General features: G+C 58.4%; 12 protein-coding genes and 1 tRNA gene. 7 read left to right on the forward strand and 6 right to left on the reverse strand.

Translation table 11 applies throughout. The features are described 5' to 3' along the window. Nucleotides 1-568: 568 nt before the first annotated feature. The 3 genes from msrQ to clpB all read right to left on the reverse strand — a co-directional run bounded on the left by msrQ (nt 569) and on the right by clpB (nt 4,899). Nucleotides 569-1,153: a protein-methionine-sulfoxide reductase heme-binding subunit MsrQ gene (gene msrQ / locus BLQ98_RS14880; RefSeq protein WP_093734053.1), complete on the reverse strand. Its 585-nt coding sequence runs from the start codon at nt 1,151-1,153 to the stop codon at nt 569-571. A 33-nt stretch (nt 1,154-1,186) separates the two neighbouring features. Next, on the reverse strand, nt 1,187-2,095 hold the full coding sequence (msrP, locus tag BLQ98_RS14885; RefSeq protein ID WP_093734054.1) for a protein-methionine-sulfoxide reductase catalytic subunit MsrP: 909 nt from the start codon (nt 2,093-2,095) through the stop codon (nt 1,187-1,189). A 188-nt stretch (nt 2,096-2,283) separates the two neighbouring features. After that, nucleotides 2,284-4,899, reverse strand: a complete 2,616-nt coding sequence (gene clpB, locus BLQ98_RS14890; protein WP_093734055.1) for an ATP-dependent chaperone ClpB — start codon at nt 4,897-4,899, stop codon at nt 2,284-2,286. A gap of 542 nt (nt 4,900-5,441) precedes the next feature. Between clpB and BLQ98_RS18505 the strand changes: the two genes are divergently transcribed. From BLQ98_RS18505 to BLQ98_RS14910, 3 genes are all read left to right on the forward strand, one after another. Beyond that, nucleotides 5,442-5,630 carry a hypothetical protein gene (locus tag BLQ98_RS18505; RefSeq protein ID WP_237273573.1) on the forward strand — a complete coding sequence of 63 codons (189 nt, stop codon included), beginning with the start codon at nt 5,442-5,444 and terminating at the stop codon, nt 5,628-5,630. A 220-nt stretch (nt 5,631-5,850) separates the two neighbouring features. Next, entirely contained in the window at nt 5,851-6,540 is a 690-nt protein-coding gene (gene pyrF / locus BLQ98_RS14900) for an orotidine-5'-phosphate decarboxylase (RefSeq protein ID WP_093734057.1), read from the forward strand. A 325-nt stretch (nt 6,541-6,865) separates the two neighbouring features. Next, nucleotides 6,866-8,119, forward strand: a complete 1,254-nt coding sequence (locus tag BLQ98_RS14910) for a DNA polymerase IV (protein WP_093734059.1) — start codon at nt 6,866-6,868, stop codon at nt 8,117-8,119. Here BLQ98_RS14910 and BLQ98_RS14915 read toward each other — a convergent pair whose 3' ends face one another. Beyond that, complete coding sequence (locus BLQ98_RS14915) at nt 8,120-8,980, reverse strand: N-formylglutamate amidohydrolase (RefSeq protein ID WP_093734060.1); 861 nt, start codon at nt 8,978-8,980, stop codon at nt 8,120-8,122. It abuts the gene before it with no gap. Nucleotides 8,981-9,129: 149 nt separating this feature from the next. Here BLQ98_RS14915 and BLQ98_RS14920 point away from each other — a divergent pair. The 4 genes from BLQ98_RS14920 (at nt 9,130) to BLQ98_RS14935 (ending at nt 11,597) form a co-directional block, all read left to right on the forward strand. Next, a tRNA-Val gene (locus tag BLQ98_RS14920) sits at nt 9,130-9,204 on the forward strand. Between the two features lie 76 nt (nt 9,205-9,280). Continuing rightward, nucleotides 9,281-9,406, forward strand: a complete 126-nt coding sequence (gene ykgO, locus BLQ98_RS14925) for a type B 50S ribosomal protein L36 (RefSeq protein ID WP_005850168.1) — start codon at nt 9,281-9,283, stop codon at nt 9,404-9,406. A 177-nt stretch (nt 9,407-9,583) separates the two neighbouring features. Further along, complete coding sequence (gene yghU, locus BLQ98_RS14930) at nt 9,584-10,450, forward strand: glutathione-dependent disulfide-bond oxidoreductase (RefSeq protein ID WP_093734061.1); 867 nt, start codon at nt 9,584-9,586, stop codon at nt 10,448-10,450. A 130-nt stretch (nt 10,451-10,580) separates the two neighbouring features. Continuing rightward, entirely contained in the window at nt 10,581-11,597 is a 1,017-nt protein-coding gene (locus tag BLQ98_RS14935) for a Fe(3+) ABC transporter substrate-binding protein (RefSeq protein WP_093734062.1), read from the forward strand. Between the two features lie 85 nt (nt 11,598-11,682). On the opposite strand, the gene BLQ98_RS14940 is transcribed toward BLQ98_RS14935, so the two are convergent. Next, nucleotides 11,683-13,353 (reverse strand): ABC transporter permease, encoded by a 1,671-nt coding sequence (locus BLQ98_RS14940; protein WP_093734063.1) that lies wholly within the window; start codon nt 13,351-13,353, stop codon nt 11,683-11,685. Between the two features lie 124 nt (nt 13,354-13,477). Then, entirely contained in the window at nt 13,478-14,704 is a 1,227-nt protein-coding gene (locus BLQ98_RS14945) for a phenylacetate--CoA ligase family protein (protein ID WP_093734064.1), read from the reverse strand. Between the last annotated feature and the right edge of the window lie 32 nt (nt 14,705-14,736).

The following is a 14,736-nucleotide window of genomic DNA, read 5'->3' on the forward strand; positions in this document are numbered from 1 at the left end:
CAAACAGTGAAGCTGACACCGAATAATCGCTAAACACATAAGTGCGTCGCTATCGGCGCGATATGAAGAGGTTGATCCATCGAATGAACCAAACCGCCCACATATCTCTTCAGATATCAAATTTTCAAAGAGCGTTGAGACAAAAGAAACCAAGATGCGCCGTAAAACTTTCAGCGCGCCCCGCCTCTATTACCTCTGAATTTCCCCGCTACGTAAGCTCCGAACCTCAGCTCGTCGTCCCCGTCTAGCGCCCCGTGTCTGCTTGTCTGCGTCTCCGGTAAGGGGCGTTCTAAGGTTTGTTCCAAATACCCGCAACCCCTTTTTTAGGATTATGACAGTTTTTCTCTATTTTCTGAATTTTCCCATAAAAACAACAGTTTGATTTTGAAAATTCCGTTCAGCCGTCATTTTGCGCAGCTTTATTTCGTACGCTAACATCACGCTCAGCCGACTCGCTCATCCCCTCAAGGGTTATCCACAGACTGGCGGCGCAAATGTGGATTGTTTGGCCCCCTCGCCCCCCCGAATCTCGGGGAATTCCGGTCAGAATCGCAGGGCGGGTTCGGAATCAGCGGCGTTTGATTACTCGTAGTGCCAGCAAAGCCAGAATCGCTGCCATATAAAGGAGCGGCTCGATCTGAAAACCTTTGACCAACCAAATGAAGTGCACCGCGCCCAGAACCACAGCCAGATAGGTCAGCCGATGCAGCTTGCGCCATTTGGCCCCCAGCTTGCGAATGGAATAGCTGTTAGACGTCGCGGCCAAAGGCAACAGGCAGGCAAAACCGGCCATGCCGATCGTGATATACGGCCGCTTTAAAATATCTGCCCAAATCTGTGACAGTATCCCGACATCCAGAACCAACCACACCAACAGGTGCAACGCGACATAGATAAAGGCGAGCAATCCCAGAGCCCGACGAAACTTGATCAGGTTCAGCCGCAGGTAGCGGCGCGCAGGCGTGATCGCCAATCCTGCCACCAAAAGCTGAAGCGCGAGCAAGCCGAGCTCTTTTTCCAGCGCCTTGATCGGCTCCGCCCCCAGCCCACCGGTCTGGGCCTGAAACAGGAACCACGGGACCGGCATCAGCCCCACTATATATACAACCCATGTTGGGACGCGTCGGGCGATGGTATTCAGGCGGTCAATCATACCGCCCCGCTCACTTCTTTACGGCACACTGGTTTAGATATCCTTGTTCAGGTCCATCCCGGCGTAAAGATCAGCGACGTCATCCTCATAGCCGTTAAACATCAGTGTGGGCACACGCTTGGAAAACAACCCGCCGCCAATGACCCGCTCGCTCGCTTGGGACCAACGAGGGTGATCGACCTCGGGGTTCACATTACTATAGAAGCCGTATTCCCCTGCATTCGCCTTGTTCCAACTGGTTGGCGGCTGCGTGTCCGTGAGGGTTATCCGCACCACGGATTTGATCGATTTGTAGCCATACTTCCACGGCACCACCAACCGCAGCGGCGCGCCGTTTTGTTTAGGGATGTCCTTGCCGTAGATACCGGTTGCCATAATCGTTAACGGGTGCATCGCTTCATCCAGTCGCAGCCCTTCGACATAGGGCCAGTCGAGCACCTTATACGCGACGCCCGGCATTTCATCGGGGCGCAGCGCGGTTTCAAATGACACGTATTTCGCACCTGACTGGACGCCGGCCATAGTCAGCAGGTCGGCCAGCTCGAACCCGTTCCACGGCACCACCATCGACCACGCCTCGACGCAGCGGAAACGATAGATACGCTCTTCGATTGTCATCTGCTGCATGATGTCGTCGAAGCCATAGGCCCCCGGCTTGTCGACCAACCCGTCGATCTGCACCGTCCAAGGCTCGATTGTCAGACGGTCTGCGTATCTGGCGGGGTCGTCCTTGCCGGTGCCAAATTCATAGTAGTTATTATAGCTGGTGATATCTTCATAGCTGTTGGGCTCAAGCCCCTCGGGCGCGGCAGAGGCACGGCCTGCCAAACCGGCCAACCCGATCCCCGCCAACGCGCCCCCCATGATCTGACGTCTATTCAGAAACGCACCATGCGGGGTGATGTCTTTGTCCGTTAGCGTGTTGATCCAGCGATAGGCCATAACAGGCGCTCCTTACCAATATACCGGCACAAGCCTACTGCCGGTTAGCGCGCCCACCAAACGCAATCCGTTACATTTCAAGGGACACACCGGAATGTCAGCGCACCTCATGCAAACAGGGCCGAGGTTTCCCCCGGCCCTGCCCGTTCAAGTTATCGCACTATATACTGACACTATATACTATGTGCTCAGTGGACCGTCGCCTCGTCCGGTTTCGCCCGATTGCTAGCAGCAACGCGGTCTCCGATGATCAGCCCTTCGGCACCGGCGTGTACCGGAATGAGATCCCCGTCCAGCACATCACCAGCCAGGATCATCTCTGCCAACGGATCTTGCAGTGCTCGCTGGATCACCCGTTTCAAAGGACGCGCCCCGAACACCGGATCATAGCCTTCGTCGGCCAGCCATTTGCGCGCCGCGTCGTCCAGATCCAACCCGATCTTACGACCAGCAAGTCGTTTGAGTAGACGGTTCATCTGGATATCGACGATCCCCGCCATGTCGCCACGTGCAAGACGGTCAAAGATCACCGTTTCATCCAGACGATTCAAGAATTCGGGGCGGAAGTGGGCCCGCACCGCATCCATCACATCCCGTTTCGCCTGCGCCATATCGCCCGCTTCCGGAAGCTGGCTCAGCGCTTGGGCACCAAGGTTGCTGGTCAGCACAATCAACGTCTGCTTGAAGTCGACCTTGCGGCCCTGACCATCGGTTAACACGCCATCATCCAAGACCTGCAACAGGACGTTGAACACATCGGGGTGCGCCTTTTCCACCTCGTCGAACAACACGACCTGATAAGGGCGACGCCGCACGGCTTCGGTCAATACACCGCCTTCGTCGTAACCGACATACCCCGGAGGCGCACCGATCAGGCGGGCCACGGCGTGTTTCTCCATAAACTCCGACATGTCGATCCGCACCATTGCGTTCTCGTCGTCGAACAGGAATTCGGCCACGGCCTTGGTCAGCTCGGTTTTACCCACGCCTGTTGGGCCAAGGAACAGGAAGCTGCCCAAGGGGCGTGCCTCGTCGTTCAGGCCAGCACGCGCACGGCGGACTGCGTTCGACACCGCCTTGACCGCTTGGTTTTGGCCGATGACGCGATTGTGCAGCTGGTCTTCCATCCGCAGCAGCTTGTCGCGCTCCCCCTCGAGCATACGGCCAGCTGGAATGCCGGTCCAACGTTCGACCACACTGGCGATCTGATCAGGGCGCACTGCCTCTTCGACCATGACGTCGGCTTCGTTCTCCTCGGCCTCGCCCAGTTTACGTTCGAGTTGAGGGATCACACCATAAGAAAGCTCCCCCGCTTTGGCGAGGTTGCCTTCGCGCTTGGCAATCTCCAGCTCGGCGCGGGCACGGTCCAACTGCTCTTTCAGCTCGCGCGCGCCCTCAAGGCGATCGCGTTCGCCCTGCCACTGCGCCGTCATTGCGTCTGCTTTTTCCTGCAGATCACCCAGCTCTTTCTCCAGCTTGTCCAACCGGTCCTTGCTGGCGGCGTCGTCCTCTTTCTTCAATGCCTCCGCTTCGATCTGCAGCTGCATGATCTGGCGGTCCAGCGCGTCCAGCTCTTCGGGCTTGCTGTCGACCTCCATCCGCAGACGGCTGGCTGCCTCGTCCATCAAGTCGATGGCCTTGTCGGGCAAGAAGCGGTCCGTGATATAGCGGTGCGACAGAGTGGCCGCGGCAACAAGCGCAGAGTCACTGATCCGCACACCGTGGTGCAGCTCATACTTCTCTTTGATACCCCGCAAGATCGATATGGTGTCCTCGACCGTAGGTTCACTCACCATGACAGGCTGGAACCGACGGGCCAAAGCCGCGTCTTTCTCTACGTATTTACGGTATTCATCCAAGGTCGTCGCACCAACGCAGTGCAATTCCCCCCGCGCCAAGGCAGGTTTGATCAGGTTGGCAGCATCCATTGCACCATCAGCCTTACCGGCACCGACCAGCGTGTGCATCTCGTCGATAAACAAGATCACCTCGCCTGCGGCTTCAGTCACTTCGGTCAGGACGGCTTTCAACCGCTCCTCGAATTCACCACGATATTTCGCGCCGGCAATCAATGCGCCCATGTCCAGCGCCAGCAGCCGTTTGTTGCGCAGCGATTCAGGGACGTCCCCATCAACGATACGCAGCGCAAGTCCTTCGGCGATAGCAGTCTTACCCACCCCCGGCTCACCAATCAGCACCGGATTATTCTTCGTGCGGCGGCTCAAGACCTGCATGGCGCGGCGAATTTCCTCGTCCCGGCCAACGATCGGGTCGATTTTCCCTTCGCGGGCACGTTCGGTCAGATCCAGACTATACTTCTTAAGCGCTTCATACCCGTCTTCGGCACTGGCGCTATCAGCCGTGCGCCCTTTCCGGATATCATTGATGGCAGCGTTCAGGCCCTGCGCGGTGACTTTGCCCGCGACCAATGCGTCCTTGGCACCGGACTTGACCATAGCAAGCGCCATCAGCACGCGTTCTACCGGTACAAAGCTATCGCCTGCTTTTTTCGCACGCGCCTCTGCTTCGGCCAAAACTTTGGCTGTGGTATTATCCAGATAGACCTGTGCCGCATCGCCTGACACCTTTGGCAACTTACCCAAAGAGAGTGTCAGCGTTTCGGTAACGCGCGCCGGATTGCCACCCGCAGCGGCAATCAGATTGCTTGCCAGCCCTTGGTCGTCATCCAACAACGCTTTTAATAAGTGCTCCGGCGTCAGCCGCTGGTGGCTTTCACGCGTCGCGATTGTTTGCGCAGCCTGAATGAAGCCGCGCGACCGTTCTGTAAACTTGCTCAAGTCCATGAGCTTCTCCTTTTCTCAAAGCGACCACGGGTGAGACGCCTGCTTTGCAGCACGCCATTGTGTGATCCTCGTACTAGAATTTGGGGACAGGCAGGGTCGGCTTCAAGAGAAGGCGCTCACAAAAACGTCAACAAAAATAACGCGCACTGAGGCAATATTTGAACGACTGGTGAAAATTAACCACATCGCGAAGTCATTGGATTCGCAGTAAAAAATACAGTTTCGCAAAATTCCGCTTATGGCAATAGGCAATCAAATAAAAGTTAATTGACTGTTTTTAAGGGAAAATTTACATTTATCCACAAGGGTAGCGATAATAGATGGAACTTTTTAGTCACACCCACGTTGTACCGGCAGAGAATGACGAAGCCGATCAAGCCAAGTTTAATCAGTACAACAAGTTTTGAGGTACGAACATGCAGACGCGCCAAATCCAGATGCACGACGTTATATATAACGCGACAGAGCAATGCTTCGAGGCACTTGTCACTGTTCATGATGGCGATCGCTCCCGGAGATATGCCTGCGCAATCAATGCGCCCATGACGATGTCATTTGATCAGGCCGCCGAAGGGCTGACCAGACAGGCAGAACGTCGGCACATGGGCCGCGGCGGCATGCATTCGGAAATTCGCAACATCAAACCATCGCCCCGCAGCGGTCGCCCACGGTTCGACCCCAAGGCTTGGTTGCAATCTGTTGCAAAGCTCAACGGCCACCGCGCCGCTTGAGTTTCAGTTTCGGCGGAACTGCCTGTGCGCCCGTCCCGGCGCATGTCCCGCCCGATCCAGAGACTTCTGCCTGCCTGCACGTCTCTGACACTTGCCCGGACAGCCCTTGTGCTGCCCGGGCTTTTTTGTACCTGTCGCGAGGTGTTTGCGTAGACACGAGAGCATGAACGCCGTAAGCCTCCGGCGTTTGTCCAATTTCATTCCTATCGGAGTTCGCCCCATGTCAGATGACCGCCTGATCGTCGCCCTTGATGTTCCCCATGCTGTTGCCGGCCTTGAGCTCGCGAACAAACTTGGCGACACGGTGAGCTTTTACAAAATCGGGCTGGGAATGCTGACAGGCGGCGGCATGGCGCTGGCAAATGAGCTCATCCAAGAGCATGGCAAACGCATCTTTCTGGATATGAAACTTTTTGACATCAGCGCGACCGTCGAAGCCGCGGTACGGGGCCTTGCGCAGTTTGATCTGGATTTCCTGACTGTTCACGGCGACCCCCATGTGGTGCGCGCCGCGATGCAGGGTGCCGCGGGGTCGCGCACCAAAATTCTCGCAGTGACAATTCTGACGTCGCTGGACCGGAACGATCTGGACGCCGCTATGATCCAGGCGGGCGACATTCCCGATCTGGTACAAACCCGGGCCGGTCGCGCACTGGATGCAGGCGCCGACGGGGTCATCGCTTCCCCTCAAGAAGCCGCGCTGATCCGCGCTCTGCCAGAGGCAAAAGGCAAGCTGATCGTAACCCCCGGCGTGCGCCCGACCGGTGCGGCTCTTGGCGATCAAAAACGGGTCGCGACGCCAGGCCAGGCGATCAAGGATGGGGCGGATCATATCGTCGTCGGTCGCCCGATCTGGCAAGCCGAAGACCCCGCAGCCGCCGCCCGCGCGGTTCTGGCAGAGCTGCCCTAACCACCCCGAAATGGCACCAAACCCGACGAATAGCGGGCCTGGCCTATGTGATAAATCGGTAACAAACCCAAACTCGCTACCGACCAAGCGAAGTTGCGTATATGTTTTATGACATTCATATGGCAACCTTACTTTGGTGATACTCCCCGACGGACTGGTTCTTCCTGAAGTTCGTCACCTCCCCCCGCTTTAGGCGGGGGTCTTTCTTTTCCCACTCTAAATTTTGCATCCAGCCGCGAACTGACCGCGACGCGTCTGCCCATGGCGCAACGGCACGCAATCGAATAGACTTGCCTTCACCTTCCCTTAACCCCATTTATTCGCCATGCCCGCACTCTGCCGTGACTGCCTGTCCGAAATCACGCCTGCCCGCCGGTGCTCTGCCTGCGGCAGCCCGCGCATCACGTCGCATCCCGAATTATTTGACCTCTCCATCGCCCATATGGATTGCGATGCTTTTTATGCGTCGGTGGAAAAGCGTGACAACCCAGCCCTGAACGGTAAACCCGTGATCATCGGCGGCGGACGGCGCGGCGTGGTATCGACCGCTTGCTATATCGCACGGGTCAAAGGGGTTCGATCCGCCATGCCGATGTTTCAGGCGCTCAAGCTCTGCCCCGAAGCGGTCATCATCAAGCCACGCATGGATGCATATGTCGAAGCCTCCCGTGCGATCCGCGCCTTGATGGAAGAGCTCACGCCCGCCCTGCAACCGCTGTCGCTGGACGAGGCATTTCTAGACATGACCGGCACGACCAAGCTGCACGGCGCGCCGCCTGCGATGATGCTCGCGAAGTTGGTGCGCCGGATGAAGGTCGATCTGGGGCTTACCGGCTCTATCGGGCTGTCGCATAACAAGTTTCTGGCCAAGGTCGCCTCTGATCTAGATAAGCCGCACGGGTTTTCAGTGATCGGCAAAGAGGAAACACAGAGGTTTCTAAACGACAAACCGGTGAGCATGATCTGGGGCGTGGGCGCTGCCACCCTCGGGGCCCTGAACAAGGCGGGCATACGCACCTTTGCTGACCTGCTGCGGTGGGAACGGACCGATTTGATTGCCCGTTTCGGGAGCATGGGCGACCGCCTTTGGCATCTGGCCCGAGGCCAGGACAACCGTCGCGTTTCCGCGCACGAACCGATGAAATCCATTAGCAATGAAACCACCTTTAACGAGGACACCTCGGACCCCGAACTGCTGGACGGTCACCTGTGGCGCATGGCGCAAAAAGTGGCGGACCGCGCAAAGGCCAAAGAGCTTGCGGGGCGCGTTGTCGTGCTCAAGCTGAAGCGTGCCGATTTTTCGCTGATTACCCGGCGGGTGTCTTTGTATGACCCCACTCAGCTGGCCGACCGCATCTACCGCACTGCACGCGGGCTGTTTGATCAGCTGGGCGAGCCGGGGCCGTTCCGGCTTCTGGGATGTGGCATTTCCGATCTTAACGCCGCTGATGGGGCCGACACGGCGGGTGATCTTCTGGACCCCGATGCCGTGCGGCGGGGTCGGGCCGAACGGGCGACCGATGCCATCCGCAACCGGTTCGGGGACAAGGCCATCGTCAAAGGGCGCGCGCTGCGCTGATTATTCCGCCGCGAGCGCAAGACTTTCAGGCCGGATACGCGCGATTTCAGCAACAACGCCGCTCAGCGCTTTTTGGACATCCTCGAAATCGCCATTGGGACGCACCAATGATTCGTTCATATACAGCGATCGGTCCAATTCGACCTGTACCGCGTGCTGCCCCCGCGCCGGACGGCCATAAGCCTGCGTGATATAGGCCCCCGCAAAAGGCGTGTTTCGTGTGACGGTAAAACCCGCCCTCGAGAAAGCGGCTTCGATTTGATCAACAACATCGCTGCCCGCAGCCGCACCAAACCGGTCGCCCAACACAACATCGGGCCGCTTGAGCCCCATCCGCGCCACCCCTTCCATCGCCTCATGCGGCATGGAATGGCAATCTACGAGGATCGCCTGGCCGTGATCCCCGCGGGCGTCGTTCAGCAGGCTTTGCAGCATATCGTGATACGGCACCCAATACGCCGCGATTCGTTCTCGGGCTTCGTCGAGCGTCAATTTGCCCTGATAAATCGACCGCCCATTCGCCACAACACGCGGGATAACGCCCAAACCCGAGGCCACTCGCGGGTTATGCGCCTGCCGGCGCACCCCCTCAATCAAGGCCGGGTCCAGCTCGTCTCGCGACCGGTTCAGGTCAAGGAACGCCCGCGGGGCTCCTGCCATCAAGAACGGCGCCCCGAAATGCGGGGCGGATTTGAACAAAAGATCAACAAACGCGTCCTCTGACGAGCGGATGCTATGCCCGTCAAGCACCGTGGACCGGAGGAAGGAAAAGCTGTAATTCCGACCCGAATGGGGCGACGCGAACACCGCGCAGGAACGGGCTTGATCGGGGCGAACGACTTCGTAAGGAATGTGTGGCATTGTTGCACCTTTCAAAAATGAACATAGCGCATGTTTTTACAAAGCCAAAACCCCTTGATCATGCCTGCGACTCTATTTATAGACCCCGCTACCGGTGCAGATATTCGTGCCCTGATTTGGTTCGGGGTGCAAATTTTGTGCTACATAGGGGGTGATTAGCTCAGCGGTAGAGCACTTCGTTGACATCGAAGGGGTCACTGGTTCGATCCCAGTATCGCCCACCACCTAATTCATGGCTCAGCATTCGCTGAGCTGCCCGCAACCCGGCGCTGGCCCGCGCCACGACACAGGAGAAAGACCATGAAGGTTCGCAATTCGCTCCGCTCGCTCAAGAATCGGCATCGTGACTGCCGCGTTGTGCGTCGCAAAGGCCGCGTTTACGTAATCAACAAAACACAGCGCCGTTTCAAAGCCCGTCAGGGTTAAGCTTCGCGCGCATTTGATTAAAAGCCGCTCCTTCGGGGGCGGCTTTTTTCGTTTGGTCTGACGGAACATGCCACGCCCTGCGCCGCCACCCCGGCCATTCGCGGCTGGCCCCTTGCGATCCCCCCAATACCCCCTAGGTTCATCCTTAACTTCAAAAGATGAACTGAAAGGGATCTTATGACCGATCTGCCCGACTACACCCCGCCCGCCGTATGGGAGTGGGAACCCGGTAACGGCGGCAAATTCGCCAATATTAACCGGCCCGTCGCAGGCCCAACCGCAGACAAAGAGCTGCCAGTCGGCGAACACCCCTATCAGCTCTACTCCCTCGCGACGCCCAATGGTGTCAAAGTCACCGTGCTGCTCGAAGAACTGCTGGCTGCGGGCCACAAAGGCGCCGAATATGACGCTTGGTTGATCAACATCGGCGAAGGCGACCAATTCGGGTCCGGCTTTGTCGAGATCAACCCGAACTCTAAAATCCCCGCGATGATGGACCGGTCCGGCGATGCGCCACAGCGCTTGTTCGAATCCGGTTCGATCATGCTGCATCTGGCCGAGAAGTTTGACGCATTCATCCCCAAAAACCCAAGCCAGCGCACCGAATGCATGTCTTGGCTGTTCTGGCAGATGGGCAGTGCACCCTATCTCGGCGGCGGCTTTGGCCACTTCTACGCCTATGCGCCGGTCAAGATTAAATACTGCATCGACCGCTTCGCGATGGAAACGAAGCGTCAGCTGGACGTGTTGGACCGGCATCTGGCCGATAACGAATATATGGCGGGCGAGTATTCGATTGCGGATATGGCGATCTGGGCTTGGTATGGTCAGCTGGTTCTGGGCCGACTTTATGATGCGGCTGAATTCCTGAACGTCGACTCTTATGAAAACCTGATGAAATGGGCCAAGAAGATCGATGCGCGCCCTGCCGTGACGCGTGGCCGTATGGTTAACCGCCCCTTCGGTGAACCCGAAATGCAGCTGCACGAACGTCACGACGCCAGCGATTTCGATACCAAGACCCAAGACAAGATCGGCGACTAAACGACCGCGTCTTGCCGTCCCTGTGCGGCAAGACGCTTATCCTATAAATACAGTCAAGTATTGCTTGATGTCTGACCTCAAATCTGTTTCTTACTCTTTTTATAAGTTTTACACAGATGGAGGTCACCTTATGACTTTTACGAAAACCACGTTCACGGCTGCCTTGTTGGCAACGGTTGCCCTACCCGCTTTTGCAGAAGGTCAGCTGAACCTCTATTCTGCACGTCACTACGACACTGACGAGCGTCTGTATTCAGACTTTACCGAGCAAACCGGCATCACCATCAACCGCATCGAAGGCAAAGCAGACGAGCTGCTGGCCCGTGTGGCTGCCGAGGGCGCGAACTCTCCTGCGGACGTACTGATCACCGTCGACACAAGCCGCCTGAGCCGCGCCAAGGAAATGGGCCTGCTGCAACCCGTTGACAGCGACATCCTCGAAGAGCGTATCCCAGGCAATCTGCAAGACGCCGACAACGAATGGTTCGGCTTTTCGCAGCGCGCGCGGATCATTTTTTACAGCAAGGATGCCGTAGACAACCCGCCGCAAACCTATCTGGACCTCGCCGACCCGACCTATGAGGGTCAGGTTTGCATCCGCTCCTCCACCAACTCTTATAACCAGACTTTGCTGGCCGCTTTGGTTACGCACCACGGCGAAGAAAAAGCGACCGAATGGGCGCAGGGCGTTGTGAACAACATGGCACGCGCTCCACAGGGCGGCGACACCGACCAGCTGCGTGGTCTGGTTTCGGGCGAATGCGAAGTCTCCGTCTCGAACTCCTACTATTTTGCCCGTGCCATCCGCACCGAAGTAGACGGGCTGAGCGCCGATCTGGATAAAATCGGTTTGGTCTTCCCCGATCAGGATGGCAACGGCGCGCATATGAACCTGTCCGGTGCTGGCGTTGCAGCCAATGCGCCAAACCGCGACAACGCGGTTAAATTTCTCGAGTATCTGGCCTCCGACAGCGCGCAATCCTACTTCTCTGCGGGGAACGACGAATTCCCCGCCGTCGAAGGTGTAGAGCTTGCGGAATCCGTCGAGAAGCTGGGCACGTTCAAAGCAGACGAAGTGAACCTGTCAGAAGTGGCTAAGAACATCCCGACAGCACAGAAAATCTTTAACGCGGTTGGCTGGGAGTAATCCCAGCCTGCCACGGCAGAGACACGACATCGAACCGCATCGGCCACTGGCCGGTGCGGTTTTTTTCATGGGCAAAGCAATTTGTTTATTTCTGCCGCCCAACCTGCCGGCAGATCAGGATGACCGGAAGCAGCCCCATCGCCACGATCACAAGGCTCGGCACCGCAGCTCCGTCTAGGCGTTCGTCACTGGCCAGCCGGTAGGCCTGCACCGCAAGCGTGTCGTAGTTGAACGGCCGCATGATCAGCGTTGCAGGCAGCTCTTTCATCACATCGACAAAGACGATCAACAGCGCGGTCAGCAGGCTTGGCGACAGGATCGGTAGATGCACACGGCGCAGCGTGCCGACAGGGGTTTCCCCCAGCGACCGTGCTGCGGAATCCATATTGGCATGCACCATCGCCTGCCCGCCCTCATACGCGCCCAATGCGGCCGCAAGGAAGCGCACCATATAGGCGGCGACCAAAAGCCAGATCGACCCCGTCACGAGTAGGCCGGTCGAAATGTCAAAGGTGCTGCGCATCCATGCGTCAAGCTGGTTATCGAATGTCGCAAAGGGCACCATCAGCCCCACCGCGATCACCCCGCCCGGCACCGCATAGCCAAGACGTGCAATATACCCCGCCCCAAAGGACAGCTTGCCCGGACGTAGCCGCTGAAAGAACCCCACGCAGACCGCCGCGGCCACGGTCAGCACCGCAGCCACCCCCGCCAGCGTGGCAGAGTTACGGATGAAGCCCAGATAGCGCGGGCTGAGCAGGTCCTGCTCTGACCCTGTGCCCATCCAGATCAGTACAATAACCGGCAGGATCGCACCAAAGATCACGGGTATGCCGCAGGCCAACAGCGCCGCAGCAGCACGCCAGCCTGTCAGCGGCACCGGAGGCATGGCCACGGCACGGCGGGCCGGATCATGGTACTTCGCCTTGCCACGCTGAATGCGCTCAAGCATCGCGAGCAGCAGCGCAAAGCTGAGCAAGCACAGCGCGAGCTGCGCCGCACCGGCGCGGTCGAACAGGGAGAACCAGCTGGTGTAGATCCCGGTGGCAAAAGTCTGCACCCCAAAATAGGCGACGGTCCCGAAATCGGCGATCGTCTCCATCACCGTCAGCAGGACGCCTGCGGCAATCGCAGGACGCGCCAGCGGCAGGCTGACCTTAAAGAACGCAGCCCATGCACTGCTGCCCAATGCACGCGCTGCCAGAAACGTCGTGGCGGATTGCTGCAAGAAGGCCGCACGCGCCAGCAGGTAGACATAGGGGTAAAGCACCAGCACCAACATCAGCGCCGCCCCCCCCAAAGACCGTATCTCGGGGAACCAGTAATCGCGCGGGCCCCAGCCTGTCACGTCGCGCAGAACGGTCTGCACAATGCCCGGATGGTCAAGGATATGCGTATAGGCATAGGCCAACACATAGGCAGGAAAAGCCAGCGGCAGCACCAGCGCGATCTCAAGCACGCGCGCACCGGGAAAGCGGGTCATGGTGACCAGCCACGCGGTCCCGACGCCCAAGGCAAAGGTCCCCATCGCGACCATTGCCACCAAGAGCAGCGTCGTGCCAGCATAGCCGAGCAGAACAGTATCAATCAGATGGCGTACCGTATCGGTGCCTCCGACCAATGCAGCCAGCAGCACGGCAATCATCGGCAAGGCACAGGTCGCTGCAATCGCGACCGCAACCCCCGCCAGCAAACGCACGCCATCGCGCGATTTTTTCACGGCGGCGGGGCTTGTATTTATATCCTGTGTCGTCATTCGATTGGTTTCGACTAATTCAGTCGGAAATACCAGCGGGATGACTGAAAATTGTACCGCCGCCCCATGCGCAGAGGCGTGATCTTGCCTTTGTGGCCTGTTTCAGGCCGGACGCCGGCGCGATTTAATCATAGCTACGCTGGTCCTCGATCACCAAGCCATCATTCGGCAGGCTTCCGGGGGCGGCCAGCACGACCTTACCCTTCAGTTTGAGCAGCGCCGCGACAGAGGCACCGTAGGCTTCGGTATCGTCGCCTGTCGTCTCAAGGTGGACCGTCATCACGTCTTGTTCGTTGGCGCGGCTTGCCACAACACGGGCCTTAGTTACCTCGGGGTGCTGCGCGACAAGGGCGGCGACCTGTTCGGGGCGCACGAACATCCCCTTGATTTTGGTGGTCTGATCGGCACGGCCCATCCAACCTTTGATCCGCATATTGGTACGACCGCAGGGCGACGCCCCCGGCAAAACCGCACTCAGATCTCCTGTCGCGAAACGGATCAACGGGTAATCAGGGTTCAACGTGGTCACCACGACCTCGCCTACGTCACCGGGTGCGACGGGCGTGCCCGTACCGGGGGTCACGATCTCGACGATTACATTCTCGTCCACGATCATGCCCTCTGCGGCGGGGCTTTCATAAGCGATGTTTCCCAAATCGGCTGTCGCATAGCTTTGCAGACAAGTTATGCCGCGCTGCGCATAATAGTCGCGCAAGGATGGGAACAACGCACCGCCACCAACGGCGGCTTTGGTGATGCCAAGGGTCACCCCCATCTCATCCGCTTTTTCGAGAATGATCTTGAGGTAATCCGGCGTGCCGGCATAGGCGGTCGTGCCGATATCGCGCGCGGCGATCACCTGCAGTTCGGTCTGGCCGGTGCCCGCAGGCAAAACCGCCGCCCCCACAGCCCGCGCACCGGATTCAAAGATCATGCCCGCAGGTGTCAGATGATAGCCAAAGCAGTTCTGAACAATGTCGCCCGCGCCGATCCCCACCGCATGCAGGAACCGCCCCATACGCCACCAGTCTGGCGCGTCGGACGAGGGTTCGTAAATCGGGCCGGGAGACTGGAAGATATGGGTAAATGCATGAGGGGGTTTGGTCGTGAAACCGCCAAAGGGTGCCGATTGCGCCTGCTGTTTCCCGATCTCGGATTTGCGCAGAACCGGCAGCGCGACCAGCGCCTCAGCATTGGTGATCGTCTCTGGCGCGACCCCGTCCAACGATCCGGCATAGCCCGGAAGCGCCTGCGCCCGTGCAATCTGGGCGGGCAAGGACCGAGCGAGGTCAGCCGCCCGTGTTTCTGGGCTGCGGGTCTCTAGGCTGTCAAAATGGGACGTCTGTGCCATGTCGCTTGCTCGCAATTCATTTGGGTGGTCAG

This window comes from Sulfitobacter litoralis, assembly GCF_900103185.1.
Lineage (GTDB): Bacteria > Pseudomonadota > Alphaproteobacteria > Rhodobacterales > Rhodobacteraceae > Sulfitobacter > Sulfitobacter litoralis.

Bases quoted from the DNA above. Each gene is read 5' to 3' on its own strand.
- msrQ (WP_093734053.1), bottom strand. From the start codon at position 1,153: ATGATTGACCGCCTGAATACCATCGCCCGACGCGTCCCAACATGGGTT.
- msrP (WP_093734054.1), bottom strand. From the start codon at position 2,095: ATGGCCTATCGCTGGATCAACACGCTAACGGACAAAGACATCACCCCG.
- clpB (WP_093734055.1), bottom strand. From the start codon at position 4,899: ATGGACTTGAGCAAGTTTACAGAACGGTCGCGCGGCTTCATTCAGGCT.
- BLQ98_RS18505 (WP_237273573.1), top strand. From the start codon at position 5,442: ATGACGATGTCATTTGATCAGGCCGCCGAAGGGCTGACCAGACAGGCA.
- pyrF (WP_093734057.1), top strand. From the start codon at position 5,851: ATGTCAGATGACCGCCTGATCGTCGCCCTTGATGTTCCCCATGCTGTT.
- BLQ98_RS14910 (WP_093734059.1), top strand. From the start codon at position 6,866: ATGCCCGCACTCTGCCGTGACTGCCTGTCCGAAATCACGCCTGCCCGC.
- BLQ98_RS14915 (WP_093734060.1), bottom strand. From the start codon at position 8,980: ATGCCACACATTCCTTACGAAGTCGTTCGCCCCGATCAAGCCCGTTCC.
- ykgO (WP_005850168.1), top strand. From the start codon at position 9,281: ATGAAGGTTCGCAATTCGCTCCGCTCGCTCAAGAATCGGCATCGTGAC.
- yghU (WP_093734061.1), top strand. From the start codon at position 9,584: ATGACCGATCTGCCCGACTACACCCCGCCCGCCGTATGGGAGTGGGAA.
- BLQ98_RS14935 (WP_093734062.1), top strand. From the start codon at position 10,581: ATGACTTTTACGAAAACCACGTTCACGGCTGCCTTGTTGGCAACGGTT.
- BLQ98_RS14940 (WP_093734063.1), bottom strand. From the start codon at position 13,353: ATGACGACACAGGATATAAATACAAGCCCCGCCGCCGTGAAAAAATCG.
- BLQ98_RS14945 (WP_093734064.1), bottom strand. From the start codon at position 14,704: ATGGCACAGACGTCCCATTTTGACAGCCTAGAGACCCGCAGCCCAGAA.